Origin of the sequence: Colwellia sp. D2M02, from assembly GCF_018860755.1 — a bacterium.
GTDB lineage: Bacteria > Pseudomonadota > Gammaproteobacteria > Enterobacterales > Alteromonadaceae > Colwellia > Colwellia asteriadis.
This window is the reverse complement of sequence record NZ_JAHKPW010000031.1, coordinates 14,920-32,671: the sequence shown is the minus strand read 5'-3', so window position 1 is coordinate 32,671 and position 17,752 is coordinate 14,920. Positions and strand designations below refer to the sequence as shown.

Annotated in this window: 14 protein-coding genes; 4 read left to right on the top strand and 10 right to left on the bottom strand. The window is 37.7% G+C overall.

Annotated elements, in window-relative coordinates:
* Nucleotides 1-171 precede the first annotated feature (171 nt).
* The gene (locus KO495_RS04060) at nt 172-819 is read left to right on the top strand and encodes a hypothetical protein (protein WP_215979118.1); all 648 of its coding nucleotides are present in this window, start codon (nt 172-174) and stop codon (nt 817-819) included.
* Nucleotides 820-927: 108 nt separating this feature from the next.
* Entirely contained in the window at nt 928-1,851 is a 924-nt protein-coding gene (locus KO495_RS04055; RefSeq protein WP_215979117.1) for a hypothetical protein, read from the top strand.
* A 139-nt stretch (nt 1,852-1,990) separates the two neighbouring features.
* Here KO495_RS04055 and KO495_RS04050 read toward each other — a convergent pair whose 3' ends face one another.
* Entirely contained in the window at nt 1,991-3,820 is a 1,830-nt protein-coding gene (locus KO495_RS04050; protein WP_215979116.1) for an SLC13 family permease, read from the bottom strand.
* Nucleotides 3,821-4,094: 274 nt separating this feature from the next.
* Here KO495_RS04050 and KO495_RS04045 point away from each other — a divergent pair, with 274 nt between their 5' ends.
* Nucleotides 4,095-5,105, top strand: coding sequence for a zinc-binding alcohol dehydrogenase family protein (locus KO495_RS04045; RefSeq protein WP_215979115.1), 1,011 nt, complete (start codon nt 4,095-4,097; stop codon nt 5,103-5,105).
* Between the two features lie 97 nt (nt 5,106-5,202).
* On the opposite strand, the gene KO495_RS04040 is transcribed toward KO495_RS04045, so the two are convergent.
* From KO495_RS04040 to KO495_RS04005, 8 genes are all read right to left on the bottom strand, one after another.
* Nucleotides 5,203-6,171, bottom strand: a complete 969-nt coding sequence (locus tag KO495_RS04040) for a class 1 fructose-bisphosphatase (protein ID WP_215979114.1) — start codon at nt 6,169-6,171, stop codon at nt 5,203-5,205.
* A gap of 2 nt (nt 6,172-6,173) precedes the next feature.
* A complete protein-coding gene (gene fbaA / locus KO495_RS04035; RefSeq protein WP_215979113.1) occupies nt 6,174-7,256 on the bottom strand; it encodes a class II fructose-bisphosphate aldolase in 1,083 nt (360 codons plus the stop codon).
* A gap of 23 nt (nt 7,257-7,279) precedes the next feature.
* Nucleotides 7,280-7,900, bottom strand: coding sequence for a bifunctional 4-hydroxy-2-oxoglutarate aldolase/2-dehydro-3-deoxy-phosphogluconate aldolase (gene eda / locus KO495_RS04030; RefSeq protein WP_215979112.1), 621 nt, complete (start codon nt 7,898-7,900; stop codon nt 7,280-7,282).
* Between the two features lie 32 nt (nt 7,901-7,932).
* The gene (locus KO495_RS04025; protein ID WP_215979111.1) at nt 7,933-8,877 is read right to left on the bottom strand and encodes a sugar kinase; all 945 of its coding nucleotides are present in this window, start codon (nt 8,875-8,877) and stop codon (nt 7,933-7,935) included.
* An 83-nt stretch (nt 8,878-8,960) separates the two neighbouring features.
* A complete protein-coding gene (locus tag KO495_RS04020; protein WP_215979110.1) occupies nt 8,961-10,265 on the bottom strand; it encodes an MFS transporter in 1,305 nt (434 codons plus the stop codon).
* A complete protein-coding gene (locus KO495_RS04015) occupies nt 10,262-10,612 on the bottom strand; it encodes a cupin domain-containing protein (protein ID WP_215979109.1) in 351 nt (116 codons plus the stop codon). Before KO495_RS04015 ends, KO495_RS04020 begins: the two co-directional genes overlap by 4 nt.
* Nucleotides 10,613-10,619: 7 nt before the next feature.
* Complete coding sequence (locus KO495_RS04010) at nt 10,620-12,806, bottom strand: heparinase II/III family protein (RefSeq protein ID WP_252738789.1); 2,187 nt, start codon at nt 12,804-12,806, stop codon at nt 10,620-10,622.
* A gap of 104 nt (nt 12,807-12,910) precedes the next feature.
* Nucleotides 12,911-15,166 carry a polysaccharide lyase 6 family protein gene (locus KO495_RS04005; RefSeq protein ID WP_215979107.1) on the bottom strand — a complete coding sequence of 752 codons (2,256 nt, stop codon included), beginning with the start codon at nt 15,164-15,166 and terminating at the stop codon, nt 12,911-12,913.
* A gap of 455 nt (nt 15,167-15,621) precedes the next feature.
* Between KO495_RS04005 and KO495_RS04000 the strand changes: the two genes are divergently transcribed.
* On the top strand, nt 15,622-16,356 hold the full coding sequence (locus KO495_RS04000) for a FadR/GntR family transcriptional regulator (protein WP_215979106.1): 735 nt from the start codon (nt 15,622-15,624) through the stop codon (nt 16,354-16,356).
* Between the two features lie 429 nt (nt 16,357-16,785).
* Here the strand turns inward: KO495_RS04000 and KO495_RS03995 are convergent, their stop codons facing one another.
* Complete coding sequence (locus KO495_RS03995; protein ID WP_215979105.1) at nt 16,786-17,667, bottom strand: NAD(P)-dependent oxidoreductase; 882 nt, start codon at nt 17,665-17,667, stop codon at nt 16,786-16,788.
* Nucleotides 17,668-17,752: the final 85 nt, after the last annotated feature.

The following is a 17,752-nucleotide window of genomic DNA, read 5'->3' as shown; positions in this document are numbered from 1 at the left end:
CGTATTGCTAAATCACTTTTATAATAGTTATGATGCGACACCATTAGCATCATTAAAAGATGAAGACGAGAGTGAATACGACACTTATAGTGACGATTATGACGAACAATACTAATAACAAAGCTAAAGCTAAAATTAATAGTAAAAACAATACCATTTGAGGAATATCAATTGACTAAAAATGCACTAATTCTTGCTTCAGATATTATTGAAGACGCTCAACACAGCGGTAGACGCGCAGGTACCTCATTAGAAGCGATAGCTGCGGAGCAAGGCGATGAAACCATGCTTGCTGTGTTGTCTGAAATGGATATTTTAACCGTTGCTAAAATTATTCGTGAGCACGATGCCACTATTCCTTCCATTGCTACTTGGCTTATGGACGCTGAGTCAATTAAACAACTATTAAATGTTGAACCATCTTATTGGCAAAATATGGATGAAGACAGTGTATTTTGTGCGCAAACAGAAGCACACAGCTTACTATCGCAAATATTCTTATCTTATGAAGATGACGAAAAGCAACGTGAGTTACTCAAAGCCATTGTTGAAGATGATTTTGGTTTACTCTATTTATCACTACCTTTTATTGGTCATGATTTCTCTGAAATGGAATACGACGAAGAACAGCTTTCAGGCAGTATTGAAGAGCTGTTATTAAAAATAAAAAACCTTGATGAAGAAGCCTACCGTGAAGTATTAACGGTAAGCAGTAATGGTACTTTAGCTAACATTGAAGCCATTTTAAAACAAAATGCCAACAAGCAACGTGTTACCTCTGTAGAGATGGACACCGATGACATGTTTGCGCCGCTGTAGGTAAAATGCTTAGGTTAATACTAGGTTTTACTGATAAATCAACGAATAAGGCGCTAAGTGCCGGTTATTATGTATAAATTAACAACCGGCATTACTATAGGACAGTAAATGAAAATAGCAGAGTTAAGGCAAAACCCTTTTATACTTTTAGTATTGAAAGACGGTGTTACAAATGGTGATTTCTCAGCAGAGTTTATGCATAAAACTCAACAACAACTCTCTGATATGTCGCTACGTATTGCGTCAGACTGCTTATCTATAATTTACGCGGACCAAATTAAAAAGGCCTGTGAAATTGTGTTAGGTATGATCAATTTAGGTTTGTTAAGCCAGTGTAACAACGACTCTGACAAAGCCATTGAAATTATTAAAAATCAAGGTATTGTCTTTTGTTTTCGTGCCGGCTGGGCAAAATACGCTGAGCTGAAAAACATCGCCCCTGAGTATTTTAAAGAGATACCTATCAGCACTTATGCGTTGGGTGTCAATGATACCGCTGACATTATGTTAAAGCATACTACGCTGGTAAAAAATGCCTATAAAAGCATTAAGCTATTAGAAGTACATAAGCAAGTATCCGCTAAGTATAGCGCTAACACAGTAATACCTGAGCATGATGAAGACGTTTTACTCTTTGAGCTACAAAAGTTTTTAAACTCTGCGCTAGGTTTATTACTCATAAATTCTGACCGTAATGTTTTTAATAGTGACCTATATAACCAATTAGTCACTTATTTAAGTACAACGCCGGCAGAGCAAATAGCAGCGCAATTAAGCAGCTGTACTAAAACGCTCATTAGTAGCTTACCGTTAACGGCAAAAATGTACCTTGAAGAAGTGACATTATTTGAATTTTCAGAGCTTAAAAAAGTAATCGCCTCACCTAAAACAGTCGCGATTTATTTGCCCGAAGTATTAGAGTTATCAGTGAATGTAACTAATGAATTACATGATGACTTTGATGGTGGTTATGACTTTGGTATTGATGATATTGATGACGATATTGCCTATTTAAAACCAAATTCTGAATAATTGTTAAGCTCATAACTAACATTATAAAGCTAACGCTCTGTAACATATATTTAATCTGTTACCTCAAGCGTTAGCTTTTTTTGTGCAAATAAATCAAACGTCGCTGGCTTTTATAAATAAGCCTCAAAAAACTCTGGTGCTATAAATACAACCACGTTAATAAGCATGACAACGTTATCCACATTAATATTACCAGCGGTAAACCAACGCGGACAAAGTCAGAAAACTGATAACCACCGGCATTCATAACCAAAATATTGGTTTTATAAGCCATAGGCGTTGCATAACTTAAGTTAGCGCCAAATAATACCGCTAAAATAAAAGGTTCAACGGGTACATTTAATTGTGTTGCCACTGAAATGGCAATGGGCGTACCAATAACCGCCGCGGCATTGTTTGAGACTATATTGGTTAATACCGCTAGCATTAACATTAAGGCTGATAGAATGCCCGCAGGCGGTAAATCAAAGGCTAAAGCGACAAACATTTGGGCAATATATTCTGCGCCCCCGGTTTGCATCATCGCGGAGCCTAAAGCAAGTGAAGCCACCACAATAAGAATAACCTGACTACTTAGCGCTGATGAAATATCTTCCCAGCTTAAGCACTTAGTTGCTAATAACACCACAATACCGCAAATAGAGCTGATCGCTATTGGTAAAATACCCAGTGCGGCAACCGTTACTACACCAAAGAGTACGCCAAGGGCAATTGGCGCTTTTTTCGAGTAAGGTAAATCAGCCGCGCCATCAATAATTAAAAAGCCGCGATTTTCTTTTAATTCATCAATTTGCTCAGCTTCACCTTGTACTAGTAAAACATCACCGGTGTGAATAATCATATTACCAATACTACTACGCCCTATCTCCATCGCTTTACCATCTCGGTGCAGCGCCACGACTGAAATACCATAACGCTTAGCAAATTGTACATCTCTTAATGTACGACCCACTAAACCTGATGCTTGAATTACAACTATTTCTGCCAGCATTTGTTTTTCGGCATTAAGAGGATGGTTTTCATCTACTTTATGAGCACCTGAGAACATGGTTGCCTGTATTACCGACTCAAATTCTTTCAGTTGATCAGGGTAATCTTTTACATGTAAGCGATCGCCTTCACGTAAAACAGTATCAGGAAAAGGTCTCACATTACGGTAATGAGGGCTGCGTTGAATTGACTGAATTGTCATTTGATCATCAGTGAGTTTCAGTACTTCTGCCACTGTTTTGCCATTTGAAATACTGTCTTCATTAATATTTAAATAAGCGCTAAATAATCGTGGTGAGGTATCAGCAAGTGACGGCGAGCGCTTAGGTAATAACTTAGGTGCAACAATCCATAAATAGGCAATAGCAACCGTCGCTGCAATCACCGCAGGTAAACTAAAATCAAACATGCCAATGCGTGGTAAGCCCATATCACTCGCAACACTAACAACCAGTAAGTTAGTCGAGGTACCAATAGTGGTTGTCATACCGCCAACTAACGTCGCGAGCCCCATAGGCAATAACATGGGTGAGGTGTCGGTTTTGGTTCTTAAAGCCACGTTTGCCAAAATAGGTAATAACAAAACGACAATCGGCGTATTGTTAACAAAGGCACTTAGCGTTCCAGCAATAATTAAGGTTATGAGTAATGAGAGTGCAGGACTAATTTTCCACAGTTTTGCTAAATTTCGTCCCACGGGCACTAAAGCGCCCGTTCGAACTAAAGCGTGACCAATAATCATTAAAGCACAAACAGTCACCAGCGCCTCATGGCCAAAACCAAAAAACAGTGACGATGGCTCTAACATCTGATCATTCACTTCAAAAGGGAATATTGTAAAAACTAAACACAGTAAAACCAGCACTGATAAAGACGACGTTTCAAGTGGAATGTCATCGCGACGGAAAAAGTACAATGCAATAACAGTGATTAATAGCATAGCCAAAGCATGGTTATTAGGAATGTCAGGTATATTCACGGCAATCTCAATTAAAATTCAGTAAGCAATCATTTAATAAACAATAATCTAATAAACAATGTGTTAATAAATAACAGTTTAGTAAAGAAGCGATTAAATAATCTATTAACGGTTAAGTTAACAGAGTAATACATTTTATTAAATGTGCTTAGTTACTTTTATTCAAACCGTATAATAACGTTACGCAAGCGAGTTAATATAGTTTTTTAGTTAGTTTTTTCGTTTAGCATGGCTTATGCTCTACCGATGTACTTTTATTAAAAGTGAGATAAAGATGAAAGCAATTGGTTACAAACAGCCTTCAGAAGTTCTTAATAACGATGCTTTAGTCGCTATTGAGCTCCCTACTCCAACCGCTTCTGGGCATGACTTGTTAATTGAAGTTAGTGCTATTTCAGTTAACCCTGTTGATACCAAAGTCAGAAAGTCTGCGTTGCCGACAAATGACTTTAAAATTTTAGGTTGGGACGGTGTTGGCACCGTAAAATCTGTTGGCGAAGAGGTTAGCTTATTTAATGTAGGCGATCGCGTGTTTTATGCTGGTGACTTAACCCGAGATGGCAGTAATGCACAATATCAATTAGTAGACGAACGTATTGTGGGTCACGCGCCTAAAACCTTATCAGACGCACAAGCGGCAGCATTACCGTTAACCTCAATTACCGCATGGGAATTACTGTTTGATCGCCTTAATATTAAACAAGGTGCAGAAGAAGAAAACAAATCACTACTCATTATTGGCGCGGCCGGTGGTGTAGGCTCTATTTTAGTGCAATTAGCCAAACAACTTACCGCGTTAACCGTAGTTGGCACCGCCTCAAGAGCAGAAAGTGTTAAGTGGTTAAAAGACTTAGGGGTTGATAAAGTTCTTGATCATAGTGCTTCGCTGAGTAAGCAAGTTAGCGATGAACAACTGGCTGAATTTGATTATGTGATCAGTTTAACTAATTCTGATGACTACTTAGAAGAGGTAGCGCAGATCATCAAACCGCAAGGTAAATACGCACTAATAGACGATCCTAAGCACTTTGATATTTTACTTTTTAAACGTAAAAGTATTTCAATTCATTGGGAGTTAATGTTTACCCGCTCTCTGTTTCAAACCGACGATATGATAGCCCAACATCGACTTTTAAATGAAATTAGTGCATTGATTGATGAAGGCGTTTTACAAACTACCCTAGGACAACACTTAGGAAAAATAAGCCCTGAAAATATCATTAAAGCGCACCAAATTTTAGAATCGCAACAGTCGCGTGGCAAACTGGTTTTAGAGGGGTTTTAATACATCATTGATAAAATGTTGCTTAATACACTAATAACACACTGATTAAGCAACACCAAAGCATTAAAAACGACTAATAACAGAATAAGTTAACACTCTACCTTAAATAACTTAAACACTTATCAACTTCATTTGCTGAGCCCATAATAACAGCAACTCTTTGATGAATATCAGACGGTTGAATCTCTAATATCCGTGTTTGTTCTGTAAATGCTTTCCCTTTAGCATTTTCAACTAACATAGCTAATGGGTTAGCTTCATATAGCAAACGTAGCTTAGCAGGTTGCTCAGGCTGATTTATATTATTAGGATAACAAAAAATACCACCTCTCGACAATACTCGATGCACATCACCAACCATGGCACCATTCCAGCGCATATTATATTTTTTAGCACGTATGCCTGCCTTCCCTAAGATTAAATCATTAATATAGTGAGCAAACTCGGCCGACCACTGGTGAAAGTTTGACATGTTTACTGCAAACTCTTGTGTTTCGGTCGGTATTGATAGTTGTTCCGTGGTAAGTAAATAACAGCCCTGAGTTTTATCTAGGGTATATAAACGCGTTGGCCCACCGGTAGTCATCGCCAACATAGTTGACGGGCCATATAAAACATATCCCGCACAAACTTGCTCCGTACCTTTTTGTGAAAACTGTAACTCACTGTTTGCAGGAGCATCATCTTTTGCACGATAAATAGTAAAAATAGTGCCTATTTGACCATTAATATCAATATTAGATGAACCATCAAGTGGGTCAAAAGCAACAATGTAAGGAGCATTTTCAGTTGCTGCTACAACAAAGTCTTCTTCTTCTGAAGCGATAGTTCGGACTTTGCCACTTTCTAATAACATATCTTTTAGTAATTGATTACTTATAACATCAAGTTTCTTTTGAGTTTCGCCTTGAATATTTTCATCTAACGTAGAGCCTAGTACGTTAGATAACGCGCCTTGACTCACCCTAAATGAAATTTCTTTACAAGCCGTCAATAAAGTTTTAATCAAGAGAATTAATTCAATTTCAACATTATCTTGCTCTAAACAAGGTATTAAGCGCTTCATAATTAAGCCTTATATCTATTTATACAATTTAGTTCTTTAAAAGAAAGTACTAAACGTTCAGCCATTGATTCTTCAGCATGGCGTAACCATACTCGTGGATCATAATATTTTTTGTTAGGCATATCATCGCCCGTTGGGTTACCTATTTGACCTTGAAGATAATCTTTATTGGCTTGATAGTAGTTTGAAACCCCCTCCCAACTTGCCCACTGAGTATCAGTATCAATGTTCATTTTGATCACACCATAACTAATTGCTTCGGTTATTTCCTCAGGATCGGAGCCTGAGCCACCATGAAAAACAAAGTTTAAATGATTAGGCTGTAAAGCAAATTTTTCAGCAACAAAGGCTTGTGAGTTTTTTAATATTTCAGGGGTTAATTGAACGTTACCAGGTTTGTAAACACCGTGTACGTTGCCGAATGAGGCGGCAATCGTAAATGCCTCACTTACACGGCTTAATTGCTCGTATGCATAAGCAACATCTTCTGGCTGAGTATAAAGTAATGACGTATCAATATTAGTATTATCTACACCGTCTTCTTCACCACCAGTACAGCCTAATTCAATTTCTAAACTCATACATATTGCCGTCATTCGTTTTAAATAACGAGCACAAGTTTCAATATTTTCTTCTAATGTTTCTTCTGATAGATCTATCATGTGAGAGCTAAATAATGGCTCACCTGTTTCTTTATAATGCGCTTCACCCTGTGCTAATAAACCGTCAATCCAAGGGAGTAGCTTTTTAGCCGCATGATCAGTATTAATAATAACTGGCACACCATAAATTTTTGCAACACTTTTAATATACTTAGCCGCAATAACACCACCTTGAATAGCCGCATCCATAGGTGATAACTGCGTTCCTTTACCAATGAAAAATGCAGCACCAGAAAAAGATAATTGCACAATAATAGGTGAGTTAACTTTTTGTGCCGCTTCAAGTGCAGCATTCACTGAATTAGTGCCAATAACATTCACTGCAGGGTAAGCAAACTGATTTGCTTTAGCATAACTAAAAAGTCTATCGAGGCTTTCACCAAAAATAAACCCGTGATTAACAACATCTGATAAACACTTCATGTAAACTCTCACCTTTTATGTAATTAGTTAACTTGCGCAGCTCGACAAGCCGAAGTAATTTCAGACCATTGTCCTGACGCTACCCATTCAGGTTTTGCAATCCAAGTTCCGCCCACAGCAAAAACATTATCTAACGCTAGAAAGTCGTGCTGATTACTTTCACTTATTCCACCTGTTGGACAAAAAGTGATGCCTTGAAAAACCGCAGCCATCGCTTTTAAAAATGGCGCACCACCAGATAAAGAGGCAGGAAATAGCTTTAATTCGGTATAACCAAACTCTTTCACTAAAAGTATATCGGCGGTATTTGAAATCCCTGGAACCACGGGAACAGGACAGTTAGCTAAATCGGTAAGTAACTGCTCTGATATTGCAGGCGTAATAATAAAATCACTTCCTGCATCAAGCGCTTTTTTTAAAATATCAGCATTAAGTACCGTTCCGGCACCAACCTTTAACTGAGGAAGTTGTTTTTTTAATGCGCGAATAATATCAATTGATGCGTCAGTTCTAAGTACAACTTCAACTAAATTAATACCTGCAGCCGACATTGCCTTAGCAATTTCAAGCCCTTGTTCAACAGTATTTGCTTGAATTATAGGTAGCAGAGTTTGCTTTCCCATCAGAGTGGAAAATGATTTCATGAGTATTCCTTGTAAATGAAGAGTTTTTTAAGTTAGCAGGTTATTGCTTTAATAAACTGTTGGTACGCCTGTTTATCGACAATGGCTCCTTTGTGCTGTATTACAAAGCCAGCAGCTTTTGATGCTAAAGCGATTGCACCATTAACCGAGTAACCTTGCATACGTGCACCAAGGTAAACACCATTAAAGGAGTCACCTGCCGATGTTGTGTCTATAACGTTTTCTATTGGGGTAACTGTAAACTCAGTCACGTCGCCATCAACAATCGTTAAAATAGTTTCAGCGCCATTTTTTATAATGAGTTCATTAATCGCAAAAGGTTTGCAGTAATCACTCACTTCTTTAACAGACTTCATATCAAACAACTGCTCAAAGTCATCAACTCCGGGCAATGATAAGTCTGACTTACTGAGTGCTAATTCAAATTGTTGTTGTGCTTCCTTAGGACTGCTCCACAAACGTGGGCGGTAGTTAGGATCAAAGACAATTTTAACGCCAGCAGTCTTTAACTTATCAATAAGCACCCAAAAATCAGCGCGTGCTTGAGGCTGAATTACAGCTAAAGAAATTCCCGAAAAGAAGAACATATCGCCTTTAGTTAGTTGATTGGTCGCTTCATTGTCAATATGTTCCATAATTTGACGAGCAGCTGAGTTTTCACGCCAATAAGTAAAGCTACGCTCACCCTGTTCATCAAGTTGAATTGAGTATAAGCCTGCTATTTTATCTGCTGATTTGAATACTAAGCTTGAACCAATATCTTCACTTTCAAAGTATTTGATCATATCTACACTAAATTGGTCTGTACCTACCGCGGTAACTAAATGCGTATTAATATCTGAAAATGTTCGCTTTAAATAAACGGCGGTATTAAAAACATCACCAGCAAATGATTGACTCATGATATTTGCCGAGGGCTCTTTAGAAATCGACATTAACTCAATCATACACTCACCGAGTAAAAAAATATTTTTCATTTACAAAGCCTTATAAACTTTAATTTAAGTATTTTAATAGTAAGCGATATAAACTTAAGGCTATATCGCTTACCTTTCATGTGTTAATTTTTAGGCTTTAGTGGTTCTATTTTTGGAATAAGAACCCAAACAGCTAACATTGCAATAACCGCTAAAGAGGCACCAATAACAAATGCCGGGGTATAATTACCATTAGCGGTTAAAATAGGCACGAGAGAAGTTAACCCCAAGGCACCTAACTTTGCTGCCATACCTGAAAGTCCAGCTAAAGTACCAACCGCTTTTTTACCATACAAGTCACTAGGTAAAGTTTGTACATTACCGATAGCCGTCTGAAAACCAAATAAAATGACTGCCATAATAATAACTGCTGTTGTCGGCCCTCCAGGATCAGCCATAGCTAACAAGGCGGGTAACATAATCAAGCAGCCTAATGTAATTGTTAGCTTGCGTGTTTTGTCTGTATTCCAGCCTGCTTTTAATCGGTTTTGTGCTAGCAAACCACCAAACCAAGCGCCAAACATAGCGCCAACATAAGGAACCCAGCCATAAATACCAATAGATTTAACATCCATAGCATAAACTTCGTTCAAATAAATAGGTATCCAAAATACAAATAACCACCAAATAGGATCAATAGCTGCTGAAGCTATAATAACCCCCCAACTCTGTTTTCTAGATAATAGCTCTCCTGTTGATGGGTTATATTCATTCTCATCACATAGAGTGTTTAAATTTTCTTCGCTCGTGCGTTGTCCCGTTAAAATATATTCACGTTCTTCATCGGTGATCCACGGATGTGATTTAGGTGGCGCCTTCACTAGAATAATCCAAGGAATTAGCCATAGTAACCCCACTAAACCAATAACCACAAAAACCATTTGCCAGCTAAAATATACGGTTAAATAAGCAATTAACGGAATGGCAACAATACCACCAATAGCTGCACCTGAATTGAATATTCCCTGTGCTAGAGCACGTTCTTTCGTTGGAAACCAATCCGCATTACTTTTAGCAGCACCTGGCCAGTTACCTGCTTCAGCGACACCTAAAATGGCTCTAAATATACTAAAGCTCATAGCCCCTTGAGCAAATGCGTGAGCTGCGGTTGCTAATGACCAAACGCCAATCGACAATACAAAGCCAATACGCGTTCCTACCCAGTCAAATATTTTTCCAAATATAGCTTGCCCGAACGCATACGATAAAATAAATACCATTGAGATATTGGCATAAATTTGTTTGCGCTCTAATGCCGACTCGTCAGGAAATAAGTCTTCAACAATATCAGGCCAAAGTACAGAAAGCGCAGAGCGGTCGATATAATTAATAACCGTCGCTAACGCAATGAGGGCAATTACCCACCAACGTAAGTTTTTCATTTTCATTCGGCATCATCCTTTAGAAAATCTTTTCTTGGAGGGCTAAAAGTGTCAATTAAAATACCGCCTGTTGGACACGTAGCGCCATGATCAGCATGCGGAGGTATCATGCAGCTATCACCTGGCTTTAATATTTTTGTTACGCCATCAATATTAAAGTGAAATTCACCTTCTACAACATAAGTTACCTGAGAATGTCTATGTGCATGGTTATAACCTATAGCGCCTTTTTCAAACCAAATTTTTACGGCCATTAACTCATGGTTATAACCTAACATTTGACGCTTTAAACCACCGCCAATATCTTCAACTTCTGTTTCATTACCGAATAAAAAATGACTACTTTGACTCATAACTGACCTACCCTTTATGCTGTAATTGTTTAATGTTGAATAATTTATAGCGACCATCAAACTGGTATTTAGCGCCATTAAATAAAAATGTATTTATCTGATTAGCATTTACTTTTTCGGTAGCGTTAAACGCTAATAAGTAACGCTTACCTCCCGCTAGCTTAATTTCAATGATATCTATATGCTTATCTTTGTGGTGAGCTAATTGCTCAATACTACTCACGGCTGAAGTTGTAAATTCTTTTGATGGGTTATATTCACCATGCGGCTCTAACACGCTAACAAAAGTATGTTGTTTAGCTTTTGCTTTACGATTAATAAACGCATTTTCATTACGTAAATTAAATAACGGATCGTTAGCACCTATTTGAGTAAATAGTATCGACGTGTCTCCATCCATGATAGACGAATTAGTATAAAAGCGACCATTTTCATTTAGCCATGTCACTTGAGATAAACCAGCCTTGGGTTTTGACTGAGCTTTCAACCATAAATGTTGGTAACCATTGTCTTTACCTAATACCGACAAGCGGCTTAATTGGGTGTTTAAATCAAAGCTGGTGCTAATTAAGTGACCTTTATAATGAACAGGTAAGTCGTATTGGTGTTCTTTCGTTGAATTGGCTTCAAATACATCTACCACAAACGATTTAGCAGCCACTTCTTGTTGAGCTGGTAGCTTAATAAGGGCGATAGTACGTTTCAATGACACCCCTTTATAAGCACTGTCAATTTTGGCAGAGCTGATGGTTATATTTTTACTTTTGTCAAAAAAAACAAGCGTTGGGTAGTTGGCGTTTCCTGTATCAACATTACCATTAAAGTGTGATTTTTCATCGACAACCATCGTATTATGAGCAACCGTTTGTTTAGCCCACGTTTGGTTTTCAGGTAAATAACGTCCGCCATATTTAGCTTCTACGTTTAAGAAACGCGCAGCACCGTAATCCGATACAATCTCTTCACCTTTATCGTAAAACTGCCACGTTAATTTATCAAAGTGCCCATGCCCTAAACCTTGTGCAGCTGGTTTAAATAACACGGCTTGCTCACCATTAACGTTTTGACGCATGATAACCAGTGCACCTTGTTCGCCATTATTACCATCACCATAAGCAATAGATTGAAACTGATATGGTTTTTCTAATTTATTGTCGAGTGCTTGAGCAACCTTTAAACCATCTCCCGTGAGCAAAATTTGGTTTTGCTGCTTAGCAATATCTAATAACCCTGCATCACCGGTTAAGCCATATGCAATAGCAACACCATGCACTAATTCAATGGTATCAATACCTTTGTCTTTTATTGCATCGTTAATAGGAAAAAATAACTGGTTGTAACTTAGCTGAATAGTCGTATCAATAGCCTTTAAAACAATACCGTCGCGATATTCAAATATTTTACGCTCTGGTTGATTAGCTTGAATGGCTTTAGCAAACGTGACAAACGGCATTAACGCATAACGTTGATAATAAGGGCCTTCGTTATAATAACCTTGCGGTGAAAAAAGCTCATCTAATTGTCTTAAAAAGCCACCTGTACCCGACTTATCTAAACCATAAAGCGCTTGCTCAACCCAATCTAACTCACCCAGTACATAGCCGGTCATACCAACAGCAGCGGTTGTCCAAGTACCGTGGTTATGAACTTTATTAAAGGTCTCGGGTGAGTCTACCGATAGAAATTTCACGATAGGTCTAAATAAACCGTTTTCAATTTTTGTTTTATCTTCTGCTGATAAAGAAGGTAAAATCAAGTCATAAGCTTGGCTGGTATATACCAACCAAACTGCTTCATTTAAACTTTGCCAAAACAATTTACCAGGGTTTTGTTTGCCCATTTTTCTTTTTGGGTGCAGCGGTAAAGTAGGATAAAGTTCAGCATATTTAAATAACATGTCTCGTACATAATTAGCATACTTTTCGTCTTGGGTTAATTGGTAAACCACCCCCATATTCACCATTAACGTGTAGTTTTCTTTATGGCGTTCATGGGTATAACCACCGCCGCCATCTGCAGGCACAGGTACAATAATAGCTTGCATTAGTTGTTTATCAGCGGCGGCTTTAGTACGAATAAATTGCTCTTTAAACTTACCTGATTTATTCAAGCTACCACGCATATTCTCAATATCTACTGCACTAATAACAAGGTTAGGGTTTTGACTAGCCATTGCGATTGATTGACTTGTCATCAGCGTAGTAATAATAACCGTAAGAGCAGTTAACCAGCCCTTCGAAAAAGCCCTACATGCTTTTTTTATTGAAGTTTGAGTAATAAGAGTCATAAGTCCCACCATTAAGATTGCTTGTTATTTAATAACAAAGCCGTATGAGGGCCTTGAGCATGTAGCTCTTTTACGCTGGGCGATGCCGTATTATCAAAGGTATTATTTTTTACGGCTGTTTTAGGCTCACCAACGGTATGTTCAATAACAACATCAGCAGAATTATCAAAAGTATTACCTTCAATATTGGTTACCTGAACACCATGTAAATAAAGGCTTGAAGCGGTTTTGTTGCGGTTACTTTTACCGCTATTTTTAATCGTATTATTACGCATATTAAGGTGCGGGCCAAAGGTGCTTTCATCTGTACCACCTCGGTATAATTTAACTAAAGCACCTTGTACATTGTTAAAGGTATTGTTATTGACAATAACGTATTCAGCATTATAAATACCTAAGTCTTCAATCTCTTTATCTAAGCGTAAAAAGTCACCTGTGATATTAGTAAAGTGGTTACCCGACAACTCGATATAATCCGCAAAAGCACCACGACCTGAATCGAAAAAATGGAACGAGTGATTAATATCAAGTGCGCTTACATTACTGTTGCGCATAACAAAACGATAGTTATCAAGCATGCCCCACTTTTGAGTACGAACTAAAGAGTTACCTGCTGCATCAGGGCTGTTAACCCCACTAATATCAAGCCCATCAATCGTTAAACTACCACCATTAGAGATTTGAAAAAGTGTTGAACGCTGAAAAGTGATTTTAGCTTTACCTTGGTTTTTTGCTTTAATCGATAATGTTTTATTAATATCGATTACTTTTCTCACATCATATAAACCATTCGCTAAAACCAAAACATCACCGTCATTAGCCGTTAGAACAGCATTAAATAAGGCATCATCTTTTGCAGGTACTTGAATGGTTTTACCTGAATCAAATGCCGTTAAACTATCAACTTTTGCATACCAACTAGGACCGGTGTCAGACTTTGAAATTGGAGTAATACTTGTTTTAGCACCTATATTACTAAGTGTTGTACTGACAGGATAAAGCAAACCATTATTAGCTCGCTTCATTTCTATGTGTTGTTGTTTGATACCTGACGCTAACGCGCTAAGCGCTGAAGTATTCGCAACATTCCCATTAAATTTAATACCGCTTACGTCATCAAACAGGGTAAATGGCTGTTGCTTATTTTCATTGAAAATTAGATTGTTTTGCATGCTAGAATTAATAGGTACCGCACTTCTTTCTGCATCACTACCTGCGGCTAATTGAACATGTTCAACATTTATTAAGCTATTGTTTTCTATTAACGCATTTTCTACCTGATGATAACGATTAATTGTTGAATTAGGTACGCCATTCATGACGGTAAAACCACTACCAAAGCGATAGCCAGTTAACCCTTCTAGGTAATTATTTCGAACCACTTGATCTTTGTTAATTACACGAATACCTCCGGTATGATCGACACCATTACCAAAGAAAACATTATCTTCGATAATATTGCCGTTACCATGGCGTAAGGTTAACGTACCTCTTGATTCAAAGAATACATTGTTTTTAATTTGGTTTTGACCTGACTTAATTGAAATGATTTCAACTTCACCATCACAACGATCAAAATAGTTATTTTCAACGACGGTAAATGAATTAGACAATGAATAATGGCTAGTACCAATGCGTAATGTTTCACCACCATTAGAGCCAAAAATAGGACGAGGACCAAAATAGTTATGATCTATTTGGTGATGATTTTCTAGACTATTTTTACTATCAAGACGTACCGCAACAGTTACACCTTTATTGCGTTTACCACTAACATAACTATGATCAAAGCGATTATATTGACCATAAAGTGCAACCCAATAATCAGACTCTTGCTTGTCGGGATTACTAAAGTTATCAATAACGACTTCTGTTACACGTGAATGATACGCTAAATCTTCTTTATTGCTTCTAAAAGCAATAACGGAGCTGCTTGGCGTATAACCATCTTTAAACACCAAACCAGAAACAACTAAATACTTCCCTGACAAACGTAAATTGGATTGCCCACTAAGAATAACTTTACCTTTAGTTTGTGCTTTTAGCGTTATTGGTTGCTGCTCAGTTCCCTCACCCTTAAACAATATTTCAAAGTCATTCCAAGTACCTTCAGCCAAAATGATGCTGTCGCCTGCTTGTAATTGCTGTAATGCATTGTTATAAGAATTTTGAGAGTCAACCAACCAGTTTTTCGCTATAACTTGGCTAGATAAGCACAACGAAAACACAAGAACGGTCACTGCTTTTAAATATTGAATTGAGTTCATGAATATCTCTTTTAATTTTTCTTAAATTAAGAAGGAGTCTCTGAGCTAATGTAAAGCTCCTAAAATAATAAATGCTGACGTGTTAATAAGTTTTACACTAAGGTATAGCATTTACTTTAAGGTTGGCTTTCTCACTTTCTTTCCTCGCTTTTATATTTTTATTTTGCGGCTAATTAAATAGCTGAGCTATATATAACCAACAACCAGACCAAATGTCAACCAATTAGCATTACCAATAAACCATGATAAACACAAAAATGTAATACCAATATTAAAAACAAAGGCTATAATAAAGGTCGTAATGAGCATACCAAAAGATATGACAGCTAATAAATAAGTACTGGTTTGCTTTTGCTATAAAGTGTATAAGTAGATATGATATGTATTCGCGGCCATTATTTGTGGCGTGGGTATAAATAGAAAATCGCATTAGTAACTATAGTTAAGGAATTATTATGAGCAACCGTAGGTTGTTTTGGAGTATTGTAGATAAAATAGAAGCTTTAATTGACTCTGGAATATACTCTCCTGGTAGCCGTTTACCTCCAGAAAGGGAGTTAGCTGAAACGTTTAATGTCAGCAGGCCTACTGTGCGCGAAGCCATTATAGCTCTTGAGGTACGAGAGAAAATTGAAGTTAAGACAGGCTCTGGGATTTATGTATTAAAACCAGCAAACCAGCAAGCTCCTTATCAAAAAATAAATGCTTTTGAAGTCACTCAAGCCAGAGCCTTAATTGAAGGTGAGGTAGCAGCAATAGCAGCAACCACCATTAATGAAGATGAACTAGCCCGCTTACATCAAACCTTAATTGATATGGAAAACACTGACTTTATCGCAGCTGCAGATAAAGAGTTTCATCAAATAATAGCAAATGCTACCAGAAACAACGCGATGATATTATCAGTAGAAAACCTTTGGAAGTTACGCTCTTCAACACCAGAAATAATTAGAGATTATGATAGTGTTTGTAGTAAAGACAACTCAACGACCTTAGCTGAACATACCATGATTTATCAAGCGTTAAAATCTGGCGATGCAACGCAAGCTAGAAGTGCAATGCACACTCACTTTAATCGTCTTATCAATGCGTTATTTGACGCGGTAGAATCAAGAGCTTTAGAAGAAATCAAACAGAAAAACAATGAAAAACGTGGACTGTATTCGATTCCTCACTCTAGCGAACTCTAACTTACCACTGTCAACAAACACCTTATCAAAGGCCTTTCTTATGAAAGGTCTTTTGCGTTTTAGAGGTATTAAAGTGAGAATAGATAGCCTGAACTAGGATTAAAATATTTAACGATATACCTATTAAAAACAACAACCTCGATATTCTTCCCTATCGATAAATACTCAACACTAGCAAGACGGGTTTGTGCGTCAAGAGTGAGTCTATTGCAAATGAGTCCAACGCGGTTAGTAATTAAAGTAGCAGCTTGAGATGAGTTTATTATCCTGAGATCAAGTGAAGTAATGAATAAACAACACGAGTAGAGGTAAAGCGAGGTTAATTGGTATTATAGATGGGGTGAACACTTAACAGCCCCTGTTACATTGTGAGGCTTTGCTCACTGTAACAAGGGTTATCAATAAATGGCTTAACTTAGACTACTTAGGCTACTTAGCTAACTTAAGAAAATAATCAAAAATCTCCGGTACATTACCATTACCCATATCCGCATCTACGGCAGCATTTAGGTTAGCTGAAGTCCCCTCAGCAATTTTTGAGACAGTTCCTAAATCGTTAACCATCTCTAAAAAGTAACCTAAATCTTTATTCGCATTAGCGATAGAGAAACCCAAGTCACTTACACCATCTACAGCGTAATTTTTACAAAAAGCCATAAAAGGTGAGTTAGATGGACCAGTTGACATAATTTCAAATAATTGCTGGCGATCTACGCCCGCTTTATCAGCAACAGCAAAGGCTTGTGACATAGCTGTTACTGTAGTCATCCCCATAAAGTTATTAATTAGCTTCGTTGTATGGCCAGCACCTAGGGCACCTAAATGGAATACATTTTCACCTTGCTGCTCTAATACCGGTTTTACTTTATTAAAAGTATCGATGTCTCCCGCCGCCATAATATTAAGTAAACCATCTTTAGCATGCGCAGGCGTACGGCCTAATGGAGCATCTATCATACCCGCACCTTTTTTAGCTAAGTCAGCGCCAATTTTACGTGTAGAAGCAGGGATAGATGTGCCAAAGTCAATTAAGACAGAGCCCGCTTTAATTCCCTCTAAAATACCATTTTCACCGTATACAACCTTTTCAACAACAACTGAAGTCGTAAGAGCAAGCATAACGATATCACTTTTTTCAGCGAGCTCTTTTGCCGAAGTAACTTCAGTCGCGTTACCGCGAGCAATAACCTTAGCAACAGCCTCTTTATTAAGATCCATTACGTTAACTTGAAAACCTCGTGTTTGTAAGTTTTCAACCATGTTTCCGCCCATAAGGCCAAGCCCAATGAAACCTATGATAGGTTTTGTCATATCTAACTCCTAACTATTTGATGTAATTATTTGAGAGTGAGATTGCTCACCTCATAGGTTGGCGTACCTGATACTTATATAAAAT